The following is an 18,833-nucleotide window of genomic DNA, read 5'->3' as shown; positions in this document are numbered from 1 at the left end:
ATACCCGACGCCCGCCTATTCCGGGACTATTTCACTCAGGCGGCCTCCGAAACGGATCGGCTCAATGCGTGTGGCCAGACCTGTGCGGTCATCCGTCTCGATATAGGTGCCGCAAAGCGTGCCTTCGCCAAGCGCAGGCTGATAGCGCTCGCCGGGCAGCTGGGTGATGAAGCGGTGCAGGGAAATCTGCTTCTGCATGCCGATCACACTGTCATAGTCGCCGCACATGCCCGCATCTGTCTGATAGGCCGTACCGGCCTCCAGGATCATCGTATCTGCAGTGGGGACATGTGTGTGCGTGCCGACAACGAGGCTGGCGCGGCCATCGCAATGATGCCCCATGGCCATCTTCTCGCTGGTCGCTTCGCAATGCATATCCACGATAATCGCATCCGCGACTGAACCGAGCGGCATGGAGTCCAGCGCCTCATCAACGGCAGCAAAGGGACAGGGCATGGCCTGGCGCATGAACACATTGCCCTGTACCTGAACCACGCCAACGCGGCGCCCGTCTGGCAGGGAGAAGAGATGCGCGCCCCTGCCCGGTGCCTGCGCAGCGGGGGGATAGTTGGCCGGACGCAGCAGGCGGGGCTCACGCTCGATATAGGTAAGCGCTTCGCGCTGATCCCAGGCATGATCACCCAGGGTGAGACAGTCCGCGCCTGCCGCGAAGAACTCCTCGGCAATGGCGCTCGTCAGGCCAAAACCGCCTGCAGAGTTCTCGGCATTCACAACGGCAAAGTCGAGACGCAGTTGGGCCTTCAGGCCTGGCAGGTGGTCCAGAACCGCCTGCCGGCCAGGCTTTCCGACCACGTCTCCAAAAAAAGCGAGCTTCATCTAAAAACCTATGCCCTGCCCTGCGCACAAAGAAAAGCGCGCGCATCCACATGGACACGCGCGCCAATCCGTAGGGTCGATCTGACTATTTGTTCGTGGCGGAGAAGCCAAGCGACTCCTTGGTCAGAGCAGACGGGTCTTCCATCTCGGCCAGCGTGGACATTTTCAGTGGTGTCTTCGGCTTGATCGTAATGGTCAGCGTCTTCGGATCGGTTATGAAGCTGGACAGGGCCGTGGAGGCTTCTGTTGCCAGTTCCATGTCGATGCCGGAGCCAGATGCCATCATTGGCAGCATGGCCATCATACCGGCCATCTGATTGCGGACCTGCTGCGGGTCTTCACCGCTCTGGGCCGCATAGGCATTGAAGGCGCGGTTGACGATACCGTCATCATCCAGAGCCAGCTCGAAGGAATGAACAGTCAGCTTTTCCATCATCGCATCGAACATGGCAGACGGGTCCTGCGGGTCCGCCTCCATCTCGGCGGCCTGGCTTTCGGCCATGGCAGCGGCGCCGCCATACTTCGCACCGAAGTCGAGGCGGAAGCCGTCTTTCAGCTCCCAATAGTTCTTGCCTTTGGCAATGGTGACGATGTCGGCGTCCGGATCATAGGTCTGTTCGCCAGCCATGGTCAGTTCGAGCTTTTCATAGCCAAGCGTGGCCAGCTGAGCGCCAAGTTGCTCACCCAGTTTGCCCTCGCCTGCCGTCAGCGTCATCTTCACCGGCTCGGTGGTGACCTTAACGGCGCGGCCTTGCTTGTCCTTGGACACTTTGGAAACCATTTTCGGCATGTCGAAGGTCACGCCAGAGGCATCAACGTCGAAATCCTTGATGTTGATGGAATCATAGCCCGGATTGGCAGGGTCATTCGCGTTCAGACCTGCCATGAAGCCGGACTCGAAGCTGTCTTCCAGCTTCTCGCCTTCTTCCGGCATGAACATGCCCCAATCGAAGCCGCGAATGTCGATGTTTCCGATAGTGGCCTTCATGTCCATGTCTTCGGACGGGTCGTACAGATCGAACTTCATGTCTTTCAGCAGCATCTGTGCGGCCTTCTGGTCTTTCAGACCGGAGACAGAGACCTTGTCGATCAGGAAGTTGCCATTGCTGCCATCATCGTCATCAACCTTGAAATCCAGCCCATTCATGGACCAGAGGTCAAAGGACAGTGCGTCACCTTCCGGCATATCCATCGGTTCGCCTTCGCCAAACAGGCTGGCGACCCAGGCGGCCACTTCCGGAGACGGGTTTACCAGTTCGATCGACTTGATCGCGCCGCTGCCATCTTCGCTCTCTTCAGGGTCAATAGCCGTCATAACGATGTCAGACATCACCATGCGGGAGAAGTTTGCCTTGCCGTCGATCATGCCGAGGCCTTCAAACTCCAGCTTGCCAGCCGTGACATTCGTGCCGTCCTGATCGTCTTCGTCATCCTCGGAGTCGGGGGCTGTCAGCGTCACATCCGTAAAGACTGCCTTGGCACCGTCCAGCTTGCTGCTGCCGAATGCGATACGCCCTGATTCAGAGGAATCGAGTGAGAGGACGGACAAAACTTGCGCTGCTGTGGCAGGGTCGCCCTTGCGAAGTTTAACATCAGTCCCGGCGCTGCTGGCATACTCAGCGCCTGCGCCCTTAACCGGCTTGTCTTTGTCCCCGCAAGCCGTAAGCATGGCGATGGCGGCAACGCCTGTGAGCAGATATTTCATGTTTAGTCCCTTTAATCGTTGGTCCCAGCGTGTGTTTCGCGCCCGTCACCTAATATGAGATTATTAACATGGCATACAACAATGGCCAGACCATGACACTCAATGGGCCAGGCGGACACAAAATCAAGGTGCGTCTGGAGGTCAATTCCAAGGCGCGGCGGCTGATTCTGCGTCTCGACGAACGCCGACGCGAGGCGGTGGCCATCGCACCCACACGTCGCCAGATCAAGGATGCTGCTGCGTTTGCTGCAGAACGCGTCGATTGGATCTCAAGCCGGCTGCAGCACCTGCCTGAAATCGTCAGTTTCGAGGAAGGCAGCATCATTTCCTATCGCGGAAAGCCCTGCCGCCTGACCGCCGAAGGTGACGGTCGCCTGGCGCGCATGATTCCGGGAGATATCCCGACACTTTGTGCCCCTGGAGACCCGGAAACGCTGGATCAGCGCGCGTTACGCTACCTGAAAAAACAGGCCCGCGCCGACATTACCCGCGCCGTCAAGCGGCACGCGGCAACGCTGGGAGTGGAATATAAAGGTATATCGGTGAAGGACACACGGTCGCGCTGGGGCTCCTGCACGGCTGACGGACAGCTATCCTTTTCCTGGCGGCTGATCATGGCCCCTGCAGACGTGTTGGACTATGTGGCAGCCCATGAATGTGCACACCTGCTGGAAATGAACCATTCGCCCCGTTTCTGGGCGCATGTCGCCACCTGTTGCCCGGACTGGAAGCGGCTACGCGCCTGGCTACGCACGCATGGCATGGAATTGCAGGCTGCGGGGACTTGATGCCCCTTAATCAGCGACGACTTCGGCCTGTTCAACAGGTGTTTCGACCTCACGCGCCGGGCCAAAGCTGATCAGCGTCACGCCCTCGCCGCCGCGCGCTTCACGGTTCGGCCCCAGGAAGATCAGAGCGCCATCCGGACGCATTTCCGCGATCAGATCCGCCTTCGGGCGATCCTCCCGGAAATCCGCAATACCGTATTCATCGGTCAGCTTCGTCTTGCCGAAGGTCCAGCCGCGATAATGATCCCGGATCAGGCTGTCATACCCCCTGCCCCGACGGATCAGCGTGCGGCCGCGCGTGCCCATGCCGATGGCCCTGGGGTCTTCATCCTCGGTATCCTGCGCGGAGAGCTGGTACACCTTGTGGCGCCCGAGTTCTGGGGCGAAATGGCCTGATACCAGTGCATTGTAAGGTTCGTTTGCGGACAGGCCGACAACCTGGTCAAAGGCGGCATGGTCGAGCCTCACTTCAGCATCTTCTGAAAGCACTTCCCCGAAGAAGGTGTTCAGGCCTGCCTCCCGCGCAGGGCGCAGGCGGCGCCAGTTATTGTCCGCCATGATCGGCTCAATCCCGATATCCTTGAGCGTCTTGGCAAGGTCGATACTCCACGGATTGACGCCGACCATCAGCACGCCGGGGCGTTCCTTGCGGGCAAGCCCCAATCGCCGGGCAAGCGGCCCAATGGTGAACCCATGTAGCACAACGGTGACGAACACCATCGCAAAGGCGAGCGGTGTGATCTGCTCGGCACCAGAGAAATAGAAGCGGGAATCCCCACGCCGCCCAAGATCTTCCAACAGGGTTGCAAACAGGCTGGACACAGCGACAGCCACAATCCCGCGCGGCGCGATCCAGCCAAGCAGCAGCGCTTCATTGCGCTTCAATGTGCCAAAAGTTGCGACCCAGACCGACAGCGGGCGTACGATGAACAACATGCACAAAAGGAAGGCCAGCGTGTTCCAGGTCAGTGCGCGCCGGATGACATCCGGCGTCAGATTGGCCGTCAGGATGACGAACACGCCCGACACCAGCAAAACGGCAATATCTTCCTTGAACTTTCGCAGTTCTGCGAGGCCAGCGAGGCGCGAATTGGCCAGCGTCATGCCATAGGCCGTAACAGCCACGAGGCCGATTTCCTTCTCGACCATTTCCGCCAGCGCATAGCACAGGATGATCGAGGCAAAGATGATTGGAGCCTTCAGATATTCCGGGGTCCAGCCTTGGCGGAAGGCGCGCACGATGCCCCAGCCGAAGGCAAAGCCAAGGCCAACACCAATTGCAGCCGCCACGACAATCATCGCGCCTTTGCCCAGAATGGATTCGCCGGTTGCGGCAACGCGGATGATCTCAAACGCGGCTACCGCGAACAGCGCACCGACAGGGTCGTTCACAATGCCTTCCCATTTCAGGAACTGGCCGGTACGCCCACCAAGCTTGGACTGGCGCAACAGTGGCATGATCACGGTCGGGCCTGTCACCACCAGAACGCCCGCAAACACTACGGCGCTGCCCCAGTCGAGCCCGGCGGCATAACGGGCAGCCAATGTGCCAAGCCCCCATGCCATAGGCCCGCCGAGGAACACCATGCGCCGAACGGCGGCGCCAGCATCGCGTAAATTCTCGAATTTGAGGACCAGGCCACCCTCAAACAGGATGACGGCAACCGCCAGAGACACAATCGGTCTCAACAGCTCATTTCCGCCGCCATTGAAGACCTTTTCCGGGTTCATCAGAGGTTCGCCAAAGATAACAGACCAGAGCGGCCCTACGGCCAGACCTGCCAGAGCCATCAGAACGATGGCCGGTGCCTGGATGCGCCAGGCCACCCATTGCGCACCGATGCCCAGCGCACCGATAAGGGCGCAGGCAAAGATCAGCTCGCTCGATCCGGCGGCTGCCAGTGCGAATTCAAGTTCGTTCATATACGCCCCATCAATGGTGCACCTGTCCCGCCAGCCCGAAACCTAGGCTTGCCGGACGTTGATGTCATCAGCAAAGTCGAAACCGATCTCCCGGGTGCCATAATCCCCATCCTTGTAGCGCTCTATGCGCCCGGCAAACCAGAGAAGTATATGGTTATAGAGATGGTCATAAAAAGGTTGGGGGTCAGCATCTGTGAGGGGCAGCCTGAATTCATATTCCGAACCGTCCTCGATCTGGACAATGAAAGTCTCGCCAATCTTGCGGCATTCCATGGTCAGACGCAGCCAGTCCTGCTCCCGCGACACCCGCACAGCCAGGCCAAAAGAAATCGGCCCCAGAAGGCGAAAGCCCCGTGGCGGCAGGGAAAACGCCTTGTCGCCATACTCCTTGGGCTCGAATTGTCCGGTCGGCGGGACAAGATGCACGCAGACTCCATCGCCGGAGCCCAGATAATCGCAGAAGCCACTGCGCACCTCTCCGGCGAGCAGGCGAATACGGTCATAATTCTCGGCCGCGAGCGCCTGATAGGTCTCGACGGTCTCGATCAGTTTGTCGAAGCGTGACACAGCCTTGCGGCTCCCATGATTATTACAGTGAAGGACACTAGAGCGATACGTCCCGGCCTTCAAACCTTAAGGTCGCAGCCATCGGACAATGATCAGAGGCTTTCGGGATCTTCCAGCCAATGCCGGGAAAACGGAAGCCCTGATAGCGATCCGCAATGTAGGGCACACCGGACCGAATGATCTTCACTTCCGGCGCAGGATTCAGCGCAGCCAGGCGCGGCGACAGGAACATATGATCCAGCGCGCCATACGTCCCGTCGCCATTATAATGGTGGGTCCAGCGCTCAAACGGATCGGGAATTGACCGGCTGGCGAGGTCCACGGCGAAATCATCGTCCAGCAGAGGCCCCAGCCCATGCGGGGAAACTGACTGGCCATCGACTTCCCAATAGTCATTGAAATCACCAAGAATGACCCATTCCTCATCTGCAGGCCGATCAAAGCGTTGCTCAATGATGCGGCGCACCGCGCGGGCCTCTGCCTCACGAATGGGCGCTGTGCGTTTGCGCCCGCCATGCATGGACTTGAAGTGACAGACGAAAAGCGTCAGCGCGCGGCCATCCTTCTGGATGTCCACCTCCAGGCAATCGCGGCGGAACGCATAATCATTCACCGAAGCCCCCGGCGGCGGCGCAATATCCAGCAGTCCATAGGTGGCGCGAGCATGGCTGCGCTGGAAGATGACCGGCAGTCTGGACAACAGGCCGACATCAATGCCGCGCGTATCATTGCCTTCGTGCAGCACGCGTTCGCCAAAGGGTTGGCCAGCCCAGGGCGCAATATAACGATTGTCGAACGCCGTCAGCGTGACGAGGTTCTCGACCTCCTGCAGCGCGCAGACCTCCGCACCTGTGGCGGCAAGCGCCTGCGCGGTCAGCGTGCGGTCATCTTCGGAGAGAACGTCGAAAACAGCGTCAACCTGTTCGGCGACCAGCGCGTCATCCACTTCCGTCAGCCGGTCGCGCGCATTGGGAAGGCCTGAGCGCGCGAAATCACACCGCATCATCAGGTTTTCACAATTGAACGTGGCGAGGCGGAGTTCAGGCATCAAAACCTGATGCGGGCTGGAGCGGACGGGGTCAATCGCGAAAGACTGCCCGGATCAGGCGGCGGCGCGCTCTGCAAAGCGACGGGCGGTCTGGGCCTGCTCAACATCCTCGGCGCCTGGCCGCTGTTCTGCAGGGATGCTGGTGCGGCCAAGTTCTACGGCAATACCCGGCTGAACACCGCTGCCAAAGGCCGACAGAACGGTGCGCACGACGTCCAGCGGCTGGGCCTCGTCTTCCACGATCTGGCCAAACCGTGCGGCAACCGGACCGACCAGCCCATAGGCCAGAAACACGCCGAGAAATGTGCCGAGCAGAGCAGAACCGATCATGGAGCCAAGCACGGCGGGCGCCTGGTCAATCGAGCCCATGGTGCGGATGATACCCAGAACGGCCGCAACAATACCAAGCGCCGGCAAGGCATCGGCCAGCGTATTCAGGGCGCCGACAGCCTTCATGCGCTGGCCGAGATGCAGCGCGACGGATTGCTCCATATGCGCATCGGCGCGGGCCGGGTCCGACAGGTCCAGCGCCATAAGACGGAAGGCATCACAGATCATGTCCCGCACGGCAGGGTCTTGCTGAACGGCGGGCGCGGTGGCGAAGAGGGCCGAGCTTTCCGGATCTTCAATATCGGCCTCAATGGCCACAAAACCGCCCTGGCGCACCTTGCGCATCATGGTGGAGAGAAGGACGAGCAACTCCTGATGCTGGGCGCGCTGCCAGCGGCTGCCACGGAAGGAGCGCACAAACCCGCCAAGGGCCTGGCGCGCCACTTGAGGGGAATTGCCGATCAGAACCGTGCCGATGGCTGCGCCGCCAATAAGGGCCAGTTCGAAGGGCAATGCCTCCATGGCCCCCTTCCCGCCCGTCAGGACGAGACCGCCCATGACAAGGACGACCACCAGCACAAGGCCAATCAATTGCGGCAAGAGGTGCACTCCCGGTTTACCAACCGGCACAGTGGCACATTCATCTTAAGCCAAGCTTAGCGAACGCTAGCTGACCAGCAGGCCCTCTGTGCCCAGAACCGGGTCATGCTCAGCCACCAGATGGCCTGGCGCGACTTCAACCAGTTTGGGGCGATACTGATCCACATCCCCGTCATCGACGAGTTTAGATTTGAGGAAGCGGAGCGACGCGCGCGTATCAAGCGGGCTGGGCAAATCGCCCGTCAGCTTCAGACGCTCGCGCGACTTTTCGCTTTTCGGGTCCGCATTCGGCACAGCGGCAATCAGGGCCTTGGTGTAAGGATGGCGCGCATCGGTATAGATTGTGTTCCGCCCGGCCAGCTCCACCACACGGCCGAGATAGAGCACCATGACGCGGTGGCTGATCTGGCGAACAACGGCCAGGTCATGGCTGATGAAGATCATCGCCAGGCCGAATTCCTTCTGCAGCTCGATCAGAAGGTCGACCACTTGGGCCTGAACCGACACATCGAGGGCAGAGACGGCCTCGTCACAGATGACCAGTTTGGGCTGCAGGATCATGGCGCGGGCAATCCCGACGCGCTGGTTCTGCCCGCCGGACAGCTCATGCGGATAGCGGTTGATCATAGCCGGATCGAGCCCGACGCGCGGCATGATCTCGCGGACTTTCTGGTCCCGCTCCTTACGGGAGAGGTTCGGCTGGTGAACCTGCAGCGGTTCGGCAATCGACGCGCCGATACTCATGCGCGGGTCAAGGCTGGCCAGCGGGTCCTGGAAGACGATCTGAAGATCATCGCGCAAGCCGTCCATTTCCTTGCGGCCGGCCTTGGCAATATCCTTGCCCAGCCAGGCGACGGTGCCATCCGTCGGCGGAATAAGCTTCAGAACGCCGCGCGCCAGGGTGGACTTGCCACATCCGGACTCGCCCACCACGCCCAGCGTCTCGCCAGGCTTCAAATCAAACGATACGCCATCAACGGCTTTCAGCGGCTTGGTCTTGCCGAAGAGACCGCCCTTCACACTGATCGGGAAGTGAACCTTCATGTCATCCACCTGCAACACGGGCGCAATATCCGCGGCCGGCGGCGGGGTCAGCACCGGACGTCCGGGACGGTCCGGCTCGTCAATGCGCGGAACGGCAGACAGCAGCATCTTCGTGTAGTCGGCATGCGGATTGTAGAAGATGTCATCCACATTGCCGCGCTCGACAATCTCACCATGACGCATCACGATGACGCGGTCACACATACGGGCAACAACGCCCATATTATGCGTAATCAGCGCAATGCCGGTGCCGGTTTCGCGCTTCAACTCATCCATCAGTTCCAGCACCTGCGCCTGAACGGTCACGTCAAGCGCCGTGGTCGGCTCGTCCGCCAGCAGCAATTCCGGATTGCACAACATGGCCACGGCAATCATCACGCGCTGGCGCATGCCGCCGGATAGTTCATGCGGAAACTGGTTCATGCGGCGCACGGCTTCGGGAATGCGAACATTCTCCAGCCATTCAACGCAGATCTTGTCGGCCGCTTCCCCTTTCAAACCCTTGTGCAGGGCCAGGACTTCGCGCATCTGCGCGCCGACCGTCATATGGGGCGTCAGGCTGGTCAGCGGGTCCTGGAAGATCATCGACATGCGCGCACCGCGGATCTCCCGCAGCTTCGCAACCGGCGCATCCAGCATGTTGATACCGTCAAACTCGATCCGGCCTGTCGCCGCACCATTGCCGGCCAGCAAGCCAAGCGCCGAGAGAGCAGTCTGGCTTTTGCCCGAACCGCTTTCGCCGACAATGCCCAGACATTCGCCTTTGGACACGTCGAAACTGATACCCTTGACCGCCTCGACCGCGCCATCCGGCGTATCGAAGGTCACCCGCAGATCTTTGACAGAGAGAATAGCCATACCCGTAATCTCTATACGCGCGGGGCCATTGCGCAATGATCGAGTGCAGAAAGCAGAAAAAAGGCCGCGTTCCTTGGGAAAACGCGGCCTTGGAGTTCAGGACCGAAACAGAAAGGGGGTGCCCCGGCCCTCAGATCGGACTCAGAACTTGTATCCGAGCCCCAGACCCACCACGAGTGGATTGATGTCCACGTCTGCATCCACTGTCGCGCTAAGCGCTGTGGTGAAATCAACCGTTACGTCTGTATTGATCCAGATTTTCTTGATGTCTGCATTGATCGCCCAGCCGCCTGGCTCGCCGTCCAGGTCGTAATCAACACCGGCCTGCAAGGCGAACCCATAGCTCGGGTCATAATCGATGCCGTCAGCGACAGGGCCTTCATCTTCATTGAAGAAGAAGGTGGCGTTCACACCAGCGCCCACATAGGGCTTCCACTGACTGTCATTCACGAAGTGGTACTGCAGCGTCAGGGTCGGCGGCAGCAGGGTGACATCGCCCAAGTCCACATTTGCGCCGTTAACAGCGGCAACATTCGTGGCTTTCACATCATGCGGTGTGACACCGAGGATCAGTTCGGCAGCGATGTTCTTCGTGAAGAAGTAGGTGATGTCCAGTTCAGGAACATATTGGTTGCTGATCTCGACGTCGCCGCCCAGAGGCGCCCCTGCGACGGAAAGGTCACCGGACTCATCCGGCAGCACACCAATGACCCGTCCCCGCACCATCCACGGATTTTCATCCGCAGATGCGACAGGTGCTGATCCGAGCCAAGTCGCCCCGGCAACCATGGTGGCAAGGAGAAGCTGTTTCATATCATTTCACTCCAACATTTGGCGCAAACGGCTGCGCCCGATGAGCCCCACCTAGACCCCTGTTTTGATGAAGATAAGCGTGCAGTTTGACGCGCGGGCGCATGTCGCGCGACACAGCCGCCCGACTAGGTATTCCCCCCAATTGCTGACTCGGCAGACCGCCGTCATCTTGGTCTTCGTGCGACGGGAAACGGCCCCCAGAAGGTCCGCCCGATTGCCCCTCCCCCAAACGCCGCTCGCAAGCCGCTCATCCGCCTATGGCAGAAGGGTTTTCCCACGGTCAGGCTTGAACTTTGCCCTGCCGCTGGGGCAGATGGGCGTTGAGGAAAAAGCTCCAACGAGGAACACGCACATGCCCGTCATTACCTATCTGACCACCTGCATCTTTGACTCTGGCGCTCTGAAACAGCTGGCCGGCACCGCAAAGAGACTCGGCATGAGCCGTCCTTTCATTGTGACAGACCAGGGCATCAAGGCCGCCGGCATTCTGGGCAAGGTGGAAGATGCGCTTGGCGTTGCCCCGGCGGGTGTGTTTGACGAAACGGTCTCAAACCCGACCGAGAAGCAGGTGGACGAAGCGACCGCGCGCTACAAGGAATGCGGCGCAGACGGCGTGATTGCCCTGGGCGGCGGATCTTCAATGGATTTGGCCAAGGCAGTCTGCCTGCTGGCAAGCCATGATGAGCCGCTGGAATCCTATGCCGCGATCACGGGCGGCGCGAAGAAGATCGGCAAGGTGGCGCCACTGATCGCCATTCCAACGACGTCCGGCACGGGCTCTGAAGTCTCCGTTGGCATGATCGTGACCATGAATAATGGCCGCAAGGAAACCTTTGTCTCGCCAAACCTGATCCCCGCCACCGCCATTTGCGACCCGGACCTGACGCTCGGCCTGCCCCCGCATCTGACGGCGGCGACCGGCATGGACGCGGTCACACACTGTATCGAAGCCGTGCTGGCACCAAGCGTGAACCCGCCTGCCGAAGGCATCGGCTATGAAGGCATTTACCGCGCCATCGGCGATGGCTGGCTGCGCAAGGCGGTAAAGGATGGCTCGGATGCAGATGCGCGCTGGCACATGATGATGGCGAGCTATGAAGGCGCGCTGGCCTTCGTCAAAGGCCTTGGCGGGGTGCATGCGCTGTCTCACGCCGCCGGCCGCCTGCATGAGAAAAAACTGCATCACGGGACGCTGAACGCAATTTTCCTGCCGCACATCCTGCGCTTCCATGAAGGGGCGGCGGACGCGAAATATGCCCGCCTGCGTCAGGCCATGGGCCTGAAGCCGGGCGCAGACCTGGCCGAAGCAATTGAAGAGCTGAATGCGGATATCGGCATTCCGGCCACTCTTTCTGCTATCGGACTGACAGCAGAAGACGGCCCGGGCATCGTCGACAATGCCCTGAAGGATCTTGCGCATTTCGGCAATCCGAAACCAATGAGCGCGGACGATTACGCCAAAGTGTACGAAATCGCGCTGGGCTAAGCCCCTGAAGGCGCGGCGGGTCACACTCTTTCGCTAGGCGAAGGGGCGAATCCTGCGCATACTTGCATCATGCTTCAGGGATTCGCCGCGACTTCTACACATCTGGGCCTGATCTGCTGCGCCATGGCGATCGGCGCCTCTTGGGTGGCCGCGATCGCCTCGCCCAATTGCAGCTATGACAAGCTGGATGGCAGCAGGGCCGACCGCCATGTGCGCGAATTGTTGCACATGACCTCCACACCGATTGCCGGCATGATGCTGGCTTCCGGGGCATTATTCCTATTGTCCAGCAGCTGGGCGGCAGGGGTTACGGCGCTGCTCGCCGCGTTCGGCTTCTTTTCGAACAGATGGATGCTCGCACCCAAGACCGGGAAGAATCCCAAAGGCGTGCGCACCAGCCGCAAAGGTCAGCGCGCAGTCTCCGTCAGCCTGTCACTGATGTTCACACTGATCGCCATTATCGCGGCGATCCTCGCCATGGTCGGCATCTGACCGCTAGAGATAGACCAGCCAGAGGCAGCCCATTTCGTGCAATTTGCGGAAATTGTCCGCAGATTTGCGGGCGGCGCTGCGGGCTATGGCGCCCGCCGTCTTGCGATTAACCGACAGCATGAGCGCACAAATGGCCAATCCAGGGATGAACATCCACCAGACATAGGCAATCGAGGCCAGGACACCGAGCAAGCAGATCAAGTAGGCCATGGCATCCAGAATGCGGAACCGCGCATACATGTAACGGCCAAAATCACTCAACAATTCCGGCTGTTTATGCAGCGTTTCGGCATCAATCGCGAAAAGCTGGCCCGGGGATTGCTCATAAACCAGCGCCCGCGTCATGCGGCCACCTTTATGGGGATTGGGTTGGCATTTGAGAAACATGGCCTGTCAGCTCCATTACAGAGATGAAATTTACCAGCGCAGCTTTAATCGGGTGCTGTCGGAACAGGGCCATTTGCACGCGTTTCTCCAAGGCTTTCTTAGCCATGAAACTTGCGCCTGTCTGGTGAATCCATTTGCTCTGCCGGATTTTGACACTTATGCTGCAATGCAACATGGAAGGCTTGTAATCTGATGCTTTACTCGCTCGTTGAAATGAATCGTGCCGCCATGGCGCCTGTTCGCCTTGCCGCACGCGCCAGCCGCGCCGCGCTGAGTTCGCCTCTCAACCCCATCAGCAATACAGATTATGGCAAGTCTCTGTCTGCCATGGCAGACGTGTTTGAAAGCGCCACTCGCTATTATGGCAAGCCGGAATGGCGCATCGATAGCGTGAAGATCAACAGCGTGCCGGTTCCCGTCACGCCGACCGTTGCCTGGCACTCGCCTTGGTGCAATCTGGTGCATTTCCGCAAAGACCCTGATGCCCTGGCCGCCGCGCGAGACGCCAAGCGCCTTGGTCCGCAGCCCCGCATGATCATTGCGGCGCCGCTATCCGGCCACTATGCCACGCTGCTGCGCGGCACCGTCGAGGCCTTCCTGCCGACGCATGATGTCTACATCACGGACTGGCAGGATGCCCGCATGAGCCCCGTCTGGCTCGGCCGCTTCGATCTTGATGATTATATTGACCATATTCGCAGCATGCTGACCTATGTCGGCCCCGGCGCGCATGTGCTGGGCGTATGCCAGCCGGGTCCGCCGGTTCTGGCCGCGATTTCCATGATGGCCGAGGATGATGATCCGGCCCGCCCAGCCACGATGACCTTCATGGGCTCTCCCATCGATTGCCGCCAGAGCCCGACCATACCGAACCAACTGGCGGAAGAACGCCCGCTTTCCTGGTTCGAAGAGAACATGATCCACACTGTGCCCGCGCCCTACCCCGGCATCTTCCGCCGCGTGTATCCCGGCTTTGTGCAGCTGGCCTCATTCATGAACATGAACTGGTCGCGCCATGTCGATGCGCAGTGGAAGTTCTTCAACCATCTGGTCGGTGGCGACGGCGACAATGCCGGCAAGCACCGCGAATTCTATGATGAATACCTCTCCGTTCTGGACCTGACGGAAGAATTCTATCTGCAAACCATCGTGCGCGTGTTCCAGGAACATCATCTGGCGCGCGGAAATTTCCGCTACCGCAGCACACGCCTGGTGAAACCTTCCAAGGTGCGCGATGTCGCGCTGATGACGGTGGAAGGTGAGAAGGATGACATTTCCGGGATCGGCCAGACGCAGGCGGCGCATGACCTGTGCAGCAAGCTGCCAGACGATATGAAGGCGGACTATATCCAGCCCGGCGTCGGCCATTATGGCGTGTTCAATGGCAACCGTTTCCGCACGGAAATCGCCCCGCGTGTGACGCAGTTTACCCGTCGCTTCACGATGCGCGATGCAGACGAAGCCGCCGCTGAAAGACTGGCCGTAAAGGCTTGATCAACAGGCAGGGCGCCTAGCGCTCTGTCAGGCGGGGCAACATATTTGCCAATTCGCGGCACTCTGATTGAGGACCACCCACAACATTGATCCGCATCGGGTCCGGTGCATCAAGATAATCATTCAGACGTGAGACTGCCTTCTCCTTGGCACTGTCCAGCGTGATCTCAGCCTCCGATTTGGCGAGGGTTTCCTTTGATGTGCAGGATTGAAGCTCCAGCGTGGAGTCACCCCCTGCCTTGGCCTGATGCAAAAGCACAGAAGACGGCAGGTCCAACCCATCCGGCACAGCCACCCACAAGGCAGACACTTTTGCGGTCTCGATCGGGTGACGCAGGCGCACTTCGTAGATCACACCCTTGTCCATATGGTGGACAGAGAAATCGGCCAGACCGGCATCATGCAAGCCGCCCAGCCAACTGGAGATCGCCGCATTGCGGGCCTGCTTGGCCGCTGCGCCGCGTCCCGCCGCGACATCAAGATATACTTGCCGTGCAGCCGGCGTTTCCATGGCTGGAAGCGGATGCGGAATCTGGACAGCGCTGCCCGGCAAAATCTGGACATGATCGCTCTGCAGCAGGCTCGCCGACGCAAGATTGCCCTGTCCCTGAAATCCGATCAGCCCGAGAGCGAGGGCCGAACAGCCCAGATATGTCAGTCTTTTTAGCTGCCACATGGCACACCATCCCTTATTTATCAGGACAGTGTAGGCACGAAGCGGTTAGGAAATTCCTTCACCCACCGGTAAACCTCAGGCTGCCCTGAAGTAGGAAAGTGTGCAAACGCCGTGCCGGGACCTGGCTTGATGCCTGGAGGCGCCTATCGGAACCTTTCCGGCAAGGCATGCGGTGCCTGCATGTTTTCGTGGGAGTGATCGTGGTCATGCGCGCCAGCGTGCTCATGATCATGGACAGGCAAGAGCGATATCACCACAGCGGTCAGAACCCCTGCGGTCAGTGCAATCAGGCTACGCAAGGGCGGCTCGCCCTTTAGGGGCTCCATCAGCGGGCCGGTCGCCACATAGAGCAGCAGCCCAGCCGAAGCCGCAAACAGCGATCCGACCACATCCGGTCCCATCAGATACATGAAGGGAGAAGAGATCAGCACGCCCAGAGGCGTCGTTGCGGACGCCGCAAGGAAGGCAAAGAGAAATGACTGGCGGTTGCTGAAAGAGTGCCGGCGCAGAATGGCAAAGGCGATCACGCCTTCCGGAAACTCATGCAGGATCAGCGAAACCGCCGCATAAACACCGGAAGAAAAGCTGCCCGCAAAGGTGACAGAATAGATCACGCCATCGAGCAGCGAGTGGATGGCGATGGCCAGGATTGGCGTGATGGCAGCAGACCGTGCCGAGTCAGCGCGCTCCGGGAAGAATGTGTGCAGGGAAAAGTGCAGCACCAGCCCGCCGAGAAACCCGGCAAGCATGTAGGTCGGCGCATTCCGGCTCAGCTCAAACGCCTCCGGGGCAATGTGCAACAGGCTGAGCGTGATCAGCATGCCAGCCGCAGCCAGGCCCATGACGGCAGAAAAGCGCGCACTCCAATCCCCACGTGTCGACACGGCAATCAACCCGATCGTGGTCACAAAGGCCGCGATCAAGCCGAAAAACATGGGGGCTTGCATGGAAGTGAGCATGTATGAGTCAGTCAAATAGGCAAAATCGGGGGCGTGCGGTCGTTAACCGCATCCTGCGGCCTTGCGGAAAATGTTATATGGTATCATTAGTGGGCTTGCGAGCAGATTTTTTTGCTTTACGCAGTTCAACGGACAGGACGACTGGAGCGTTTGAATGAACAAGACATCTGGCCGACTTGTCGGTCTGCTTTGCATGGGCGGGCTGATTGGCCTTCTGGCTGCATGCGGCCCCTCTTCCGAACAACCTTCTGAGACTTCGACTTCAGAAATGGCGCCGATGACGGCGGAAATGCCGCCAGCGCGCAGCGAACCGGCCCCTCTCACAGAAGACGCGGATGCCGATGCGGCAGATATCGCAGACATGCAGGAAGCCTACACCGCTGACACTGAAGAAGAGCATTCGGAAGCGGAAGAAGAGCATCATGAGGGCGAGGCGCATCATGAGCATGCCGGTGGAGAGGCCCATGTCCACGGCGCCGCTGAATTGGCCGTCACACAGGAAGACAATTTCATTACCATAAGTGTCGATGCGCCCCTGGCGAATTTCGGCCTGTCGGAAGCAACAAAGAAGAAAGACGCAGACTTCGAGCAATACGCCGAGGGTCTGACAGAGCTGCTCGGTGACGCAAAATGTGACCTGGTCGAGCGGTCGGCCGCCATCCGCCGCAATGGTGACCATGCCGCCATGACCCTGTCGATTGTCTGGGACTGCCGCCGCCCGAGCCGCCTGGACGGCCTGATGTTCACCGGCTTTGATCTTTATCCCGGCTTCGAGAAAGTTTCGTCCGTCTATCTCGGAGACGGCAAACAGATCGCCGCGACCCTCACCTCTGCCAGCCCGTTCCTGCCTTTTTCCCAGTGACTGATCCCGTCATATACATTGAAGAGCTGCGCTTCTCCTGGCCATCCGGCGGAGAGGTGCTGGATATTGAGCGCTTTGACCTGAACGCGGGAGAACGCCTGTTCTTACGCGGGCCCTCCGGGTCCGGTAAGTCTACCCTTCTGGGGCTGATCGCCGGCGTACTGGAACCCAGCGCAGGACATGTGAATGTTCTCGGCCACGATCTGGCGAAGCTGGCCCCCGCCAGACGAGACCGCATTCGGGCCGATCATCTGGGCGTCATCTTCCAGATGTTCAATCTCGTGCCCTATCTGTCCGTTGTCGGAAATGTCACCCTCCCCCTGAAATTCTCTCCGCTACGTCGCAAGGCCATTGCGGGAGACGCAGATGAGGAAGCCCGGCGCCTGCTCGCCAGGCTTGGCCTGACAGATACAGCCTTGCTGGATCGCCGCGTCTCTGACCTCTCTGTCGGACAGCAGCAAAGGGTTGCCGCCGCGCGCGCCCTGATCGGCGGGCCGGAGATCGTGATTGCAGACGAGCCGACCTCTGCGCTGGACGCGGATGCGCGTGACCGCTTCATCGAATTGCTGAGCGAGGAAGCCGCCCGCACCGGCGCAGCCCTCCTGTTCGTCAGCCATGATGCCAGCCTGGCGCGTTTGTTCGACCGGGCCGTGGATTTGAGAGAGATCAACAAAGCGGGGGCCACGGCATGAACAGCATCCTTTCCCTCGCCTGGAAAAGCCTGATGAACCGCAAGGGGTCTGTCATCCTGACCCTTCTTGCCGTGGCGTTGTCCGTTGCGCTGTTTCTCGGGGTTGATAAAGCCCGTACGGGTGCGCGCGAAGGCTTTGACAATACGATTTCCGGCACAGAGCTGATCGTTGGCGCGCCTACCGGCAGCGTGAATCTTCTGCTCTATTCAGTCTTCCGCATGGGGAATGCCACGGCGGAAATCTCGTGGCCCACCTATCAGAAGATCGCCCATCGCGATGATGTTGCCTGGGCTGTTCCGATCTCCCTGGGCGACAGCCATCGCGGCTTCCGTGTCATGGGAACGACTACGGACTATTTCGACCATTACAAGTATGGCCGCAGCAAGGATCTGGTCATTGCGAAAGGCAAACGCTTTGACGATCTGTTCGACGCGGTAATTGGCGCCGATGTTGCCAAGGAACTCGGCTACGATATCGGCACCCCCCTGATCCTGTCGCATGGGCTCGGTAAGGCCAGTCTGGGGTCAGGCCACGACAACCGCCCCTTCCGCGTCGTCGGTATTCTGGCGCCCACAGGCACCCCGGTTGACCGCACAGTTCATGTCTCCCTGGAAGCAATCACCGCCATCCATGTCGGCTGGGAAACCGGGGCGAAAAACCCGCTGGCCGATACGATCTCGGAAGAAATGATCCGAAGTTTCGACCTGACGCCCAAAACCGTGACAGCCATTTTCCTCGGCCTGAAGCGCAAGGGCACGATTCTGACCACGCGGCGCGAGATCAATACCAATCCCGGCGAACCCTTGATGGCCATCATGCCCTCTCAGGCACTCGCGGAACTCTGGAGCGTGACCGATGTGGCCGAACGCGCCCTGCTGGCAGTCTCCATCTTTGTCATCGCCGTCGGCATCGTTTCCATCCTCACTTCCATTCTGAGCAGCCTGAATGAAAGGCGGCGGGAGATGTCAATCCTGCGCGCCGTTGGCGCGCGGCCCGGGCACATCTTTGCCTTGCTGGTGCTGGAAGCCGGCCTCGTTGGCTTTCTGGGCGCGCTGATAGGCATAGCCCTGATCCATTTGATCCTGCTCATTGCCGGGCCCATCATTACGGCCAAATATGGAATCTCCCTCATCGGCACAGGCCTGGGGGCGACGGATATTTACACCCTACTGGCTGTAACCCTCGCTGCCTTGCTGGCCGGGGCAATCCCCGCCTGGATGGCTTTCCAGCGCTCTCTTGCGGATGGTTTGTCCGTCCGATTGTAAACCGCTT

The 18,833-nt window shown here is 59.8% G+C and carries 19 protein-coding genes; 7 read left to right on the top strand and 12 right to left on the bottom strand.

Features of this window, described 5'->3' with window-relative positions; translation table 11 throughout:
- Window positions 1-15: 15 nt before the first annotated feature.
- Both HY29_RS03635 and HY29_RS03630 read right to left on the bottom strand, forming a co-directional pair.
- Entirely contained in the window at window positions 16-837 is an 822-nt protein-coding gene (locus HY29_RS03635) for a TIGR00282 family metallophosphoesterase (RefSeq protein ID WP_034792395.1), read from the bottom strand.
- Between the two features lie 85 nt (window positions 838-922).
- The gene (locus HY29_RS03630; protein WP_034792370.1) at window positions 923-2,542 is read right to left on the bottom strand and encodes a hypothetical protein; all 1,620 of its coding nucleotides are present in this window, start codon (window positions 2,540-2,542) and stop codon (window positions 923-925) included.
- A 68-nt stretch (window positions 2,543-2,610) separates the two neighbouring features.
- Between HY29_RS03630 and HY29_RS03625 the strand changes: the two genes are divergently transcribed.
- Window positions 2,611-3,330, top strand: a complete 720-nt coding sequence (locus HY29_RS03625) for a M48 family metallopeptidase (RefSeq protein WP_034792345.1) — start codon at window positions 2,611-2,613, stop codon at window positions 3,328-3,330.
- 6 nt (window positions 3,331-3,336) lie between these two features.
- On the opposite strand, the gene HY29_RS03620 is transcribed toward HY29_RS03625, so the two are convergent.
- The 6 genes from HY29_RS03620 to HY29_RS03595 form a co-directional block, all read right to left on the bottom strand.
- Window positions 3,337-5,253, bottom strand: a complete 1,917-nt coding sequence (locus HY29_RS03620; RefSeq protein WP_051601097.1) for a cation:proton antiporter — start codon at window positions 5,251-5,253, stop codon at window positions 3,337-3,339.
- 42 nt (window positions 5,254-5,295) lie between these two features.
- Window positions 5,296-5,820 carry a hypothetical protein gene (locus HY29_RS03615; RefSeq protein ID WP_034792343.1) on the bottom strand — a complete coding sequence of 175 codons (525 nt, stop codon included), beginning with the start codon at window positions 5,818-5,820 and terminating at the stop codon, window positions 5,296-5,298.
- Between the two features lie 37 nt (window positions 5,821-5,857).
- Window positions 5,858-6,868, bottom strand: coding sequence for an endonuclease/exonuclease/phosphatase family protein (locus HY29_RS03610; protein WP_034792341.1), 1,011 nt, complete (start codon window positions 6,866-6,868; stop codon window positions 5,858-5,860).
- A gap of 54 nt (window positions 6,869-6,922) precedes the next feature.
- Window positions 6,923-7,807: a flagellar motor stator protein MotA gene (motA, locus tag HY29_RS03605; protein ID WP_422119915.1), complete on the bottom strand. Its 885-nt coding sequence runs from the start codon at window positions 7,805-7,807 to the stop codon at window positions 6,923-6,925.
- Window positions 7,808-7,864: 57 nt separating this feature from the next.
- Entirely contained in the window at window positions 7,865-9,700 is a 1,836-nt protein-coding gene (locus HY29_RS03600; RefSeq protein WP_034792337.1) for an ABC transporter ATP-binding protein, read from the bottom strand.
- Window positions 9,701-9,841: 141 nt separating this feature from the next.
- Window positions 9,842-10,513 (bottom strand): OmpW/AlkL family protein, encoded by a 672-nt coding sequence (locus HY29_RS03595; protein ID WP_034792335.1) that lies wholly within the window; start codon window positions 10,511-10,513, stop codon window positions 9,842-9,844.
- Between the two features lie 352 nt (window positions 10,514-10,865).
- Here HY29_RS03595 and HY29_RS03590 point away from each other — a divergent pair, with 352 nt between their 5' ends.
- Together HY29_RS03590 and HY29_RS03585 are read left to right on the top strand one after the other, a co-directional pair.
- A complete protein-coding gene (locus HY29_RS03590; protein WP_034792487.1) occupies window positions 10,866-11,999 on the top strand; it encodes an iron-containing alcohol dehydrogenase in 1,134 nt (377 codons plus the stop codon).
- A 69-nt stretch (window positions 12,000-12,068) separates the two neighbouring features.
- The gene (locus tag HY29_RS03585) at window positions 12,069-12,491 is read left to right on the top strand and encodes a hypothetical protein (protein ID WP_051594913.1); all 423 of its coding nucleotides are present in this window, start codon (window positions 12,069-12,071) and stop codon (window positions 12,489-12,491) included.
- A 3-nt stretch (window positions 12,492-12,494) separates the two neighbouring features.
- On the opposite strand, the gene HY29_RS03580 is transcribed toward HY29_RS03585, so the two are convergent.
- Window positions 12,495-12,836, bottom strand: coding sequence for a hypothetical protein (locus HY29_RS03580; RefSeq protein WP_034792333.1), 342 nt, complete (start codon window positions 12,834-12,836; stop codon window positions 12,495-12,497).
- A 10-nt stretch (window positions 12,837-12,846) separates the two neighbouring features.
- The gene (locus tag HY29_RS03575) at window positions 12,847-12,984 is read right to left on the bottom strand and encodes a hypothetical protein (protein WP_155838194.1); all 138 of its coding nucleotides are present in this window, start codon (window positions 12,982-12,984) and stop codon (window positions 12,847-12,849) included.
- Between the two features lie 86 nt (window positions 12,985-13,070).
- On the opposite strand from HY29_RS03575, the gene HY29_RS03570 reads away from it, so the two are divergent.
- Entirely contained in the window at window positions 13,071-14,372 is a 1,302-nt protein-coding gene (locus HY29_RS03570) for a polyhydroxyalkanoate depolymerase (RefSeq protein WP_034792329.1), read from the top strand.
- Between the two features lie 16 nt (window positions 14,373-14,388).
- On the opposite strand, the gene HY29_RS03565 is transcribed toward HY29_RS03570, so the two are convergent.
- Together HY29_RS03565 and HY29_RS03560 are read right to left on the bottom strand one after the other, a co-directional pair.
- Window positions 14,389-15,048 carry a hypothetical protein gene (locus tag HY29_RS03565; protein WP_034792326.1) on the bottom strand — a complete coding sequence of 220 codons (660 nt, stop codon included), beginning with the start codon at window positions 15,046-15,048 and terminating at the stop codon, window positions 14,389-14,391.
- 143 nt (window positions 15,049-15,191) lie between these two features.
- A complete protein-coding gene (locus tag HY29_RS03560) occupies window positions 15,192-15,983 on the bottom strand; it encodes a ZIP family metal transporter (protein WP_241765125.1) in 792 nt (263 codons plus the stop codon).
- A 178-nt stretch (window positions 15,984-16,161) separates the two neighbouring features.
- Here HY29_RS03560 and HY29_RS03555 point away from each other — a divergent pair, with 178 nt between their 5' ends.
- From HY29_RS03555 to HY29_RS03545, 3 genes are read left to right on the top strand one after another with little or no spacing between them, the layout of a single operon-like run.
- Window positions 16,162-16,869, top strand: a complete 708-nt coding sequence (locus HY29_RS03555) for a ZrgA family zinc uptake protein (protein ID WP_034792324.1) — start codon at window positions 16,162-16,164, stop codon at window positions 16,867-16,869.
- Window positions 16,866-17,561: an ABC transporter ATP-binding protein gene (locus HY29_RS03550; RefSeq protein ID WP_034792322.1), complete on the top strand. Its 696-nt coding sequence runs from the start codon at window positions 16,866-16,868 to the stop codon at window positions 17,559-17,561. The genes HY29_RS03555 and HY29_RS03550 overlap by 4 nt, the downstream gene beginning before the upstream one ends.
- The gene (locus HY29_RS03545; protein WP_034792320.1) at window positions 17,558-18,826 is read left to right on the top strand and encodes an ABC transporter permease; all 1,269 of its coding nucleotides are present in this window, start codon (window positions 17,558-17,560) and stop codon (window positions 18,824-18,826) included. Before HY29_RS03550 ends, HY29_RS03545 begins: the two co-directional genes overlap by 4 nt.
- The last annotated feature ends 7 nt before the right edge of the window (window positions 18,827-18,833 follow it).

The sequence above is a fragment of the Hyphomonas beringensis genome (genome assembly GCF_000682755.1).
GTDB classification, from domain to species: domain Bacteria; phylum Pseudomonadota; class Alphaproteobacteria; order Caulobacterales; family Hyphomonadaceae; genus Hyphomonas; species Hyphomonas beringensis.
This window is presented reverse-complemented; position numbering and strand designations above follow the sequence as displayed.

Bases quoted from the DNA above. Each gene is read 5' to 3' on its own strand.
- HY29_RS03555 (WP_034792324.1), top strand. From the start codon at position 16,162: ATGAACAAGACATCTGGCCGACTTGTCGGTCTGCTTTGCATGGGCGGG.
- HY29_RS03570 (WP_034792329.1), top strand. From the start codon at position 13,071: ATGCTTTACTCGCTCGTTGAAATGAATCGTGCCGCCATGGCGCCTGTT.
- HY29_RS03610 (WP_034792341.1), bottom strand. From the start codon at position 6,868: ATGCCTGAACTCCGCCTCGCCACGTTCAATTGTGAAAACCTGATGATG.
- HY29_RS03630 (WP_034792370.1), bottom strand. From the start codon at position 2,542: ATGAAATATCTGCTCACAGGCGTTGCCGCCATCGCCATGCTTACGGCT.
- HY29_RS03585 (WP_051594913.1), top strand. From the start codon at position 12,069: ATGCTTCAGGGATTCGCCGCGACTTCTACACATCTGGGCCTGATCTGC.
- HY29_RS03590 (WP_034792487.1), top strand. From the start codon at position 10,866: ATGCCCGTCATTACCTATCTGACCACCTGCATCTTTGACTCTGGCGCT.
- HY29_RS03635 (WP_034792395.1), bottom strand. From the start codon at position 837: ATGAAGCTCGCTTTTTTTGGAGACGTGGTCGGAAAGCCTGGCCGGCAG.
- HY29_RS03565 (WP_034792326.1), bottom strand. From the start codon at position 15,048: ATGTGGCAGCTAAAAAGACTGACATATCTGGGCTGTTCGGCCCTCGCT.
- HY29_RS03545 (WP_034792320.1), top strand. From the start codon at position 17,558: ATGAACAGCATCCTTTCCCTCGCCTGGAAAAGCCTGATGAACCGCAAG.
- HY29_RS03595 (WP_034792335.1), bottom strand. From the start codon at position 10,513: ATGAAACAGCTTCTCCTTGCCACCATGGTTGCCGGGGCGACTTGGCTC.
- HY29_RS03560 (WP_241765125.1), bottom strand. From the start codon at position 15,983: ATGTTTTTCGGCTTGATCGCGGCCTTTGTGACCACGATCGGGTTGATT.
- HY29_RS03625 (WP_034792345.1), top strand. From the start codon at position 2,611: ATGGCATACAACAATGGCCAGACCATGACACTCAATGGGCCAGGCGGA.
- HY29_RS03600 (WP_034792337.1), bottom strand. From the start codon at position 9,700: ATGGCTATTCTCTCTGTCAAAGATCTGCGGGTGACCTTCGATACGCCG.
- HY29_RS03620 (WP_051601097.1), bottom strand. From the start codon at position 5,253: ATGAACGAACTTGAATTCGCACTGGCAGCCGCCGGATCGAGCGAGCTG.
- HY29_RS03580 (WP_034792333.1), bottom strand. From the start codon at position 12,836: ATGACGCGGGCGCTGGTTTATGAGCAATCCCCGGGCCAGCTTTTCGCG.
- HY29_RS03575 (WP_155838194.1), bottom strand. From the start codon at position 12,984: ATGGCTAAGAAAGCCTTGGAGAAACGCGTGCAAATGGCCCTGTTCCGA.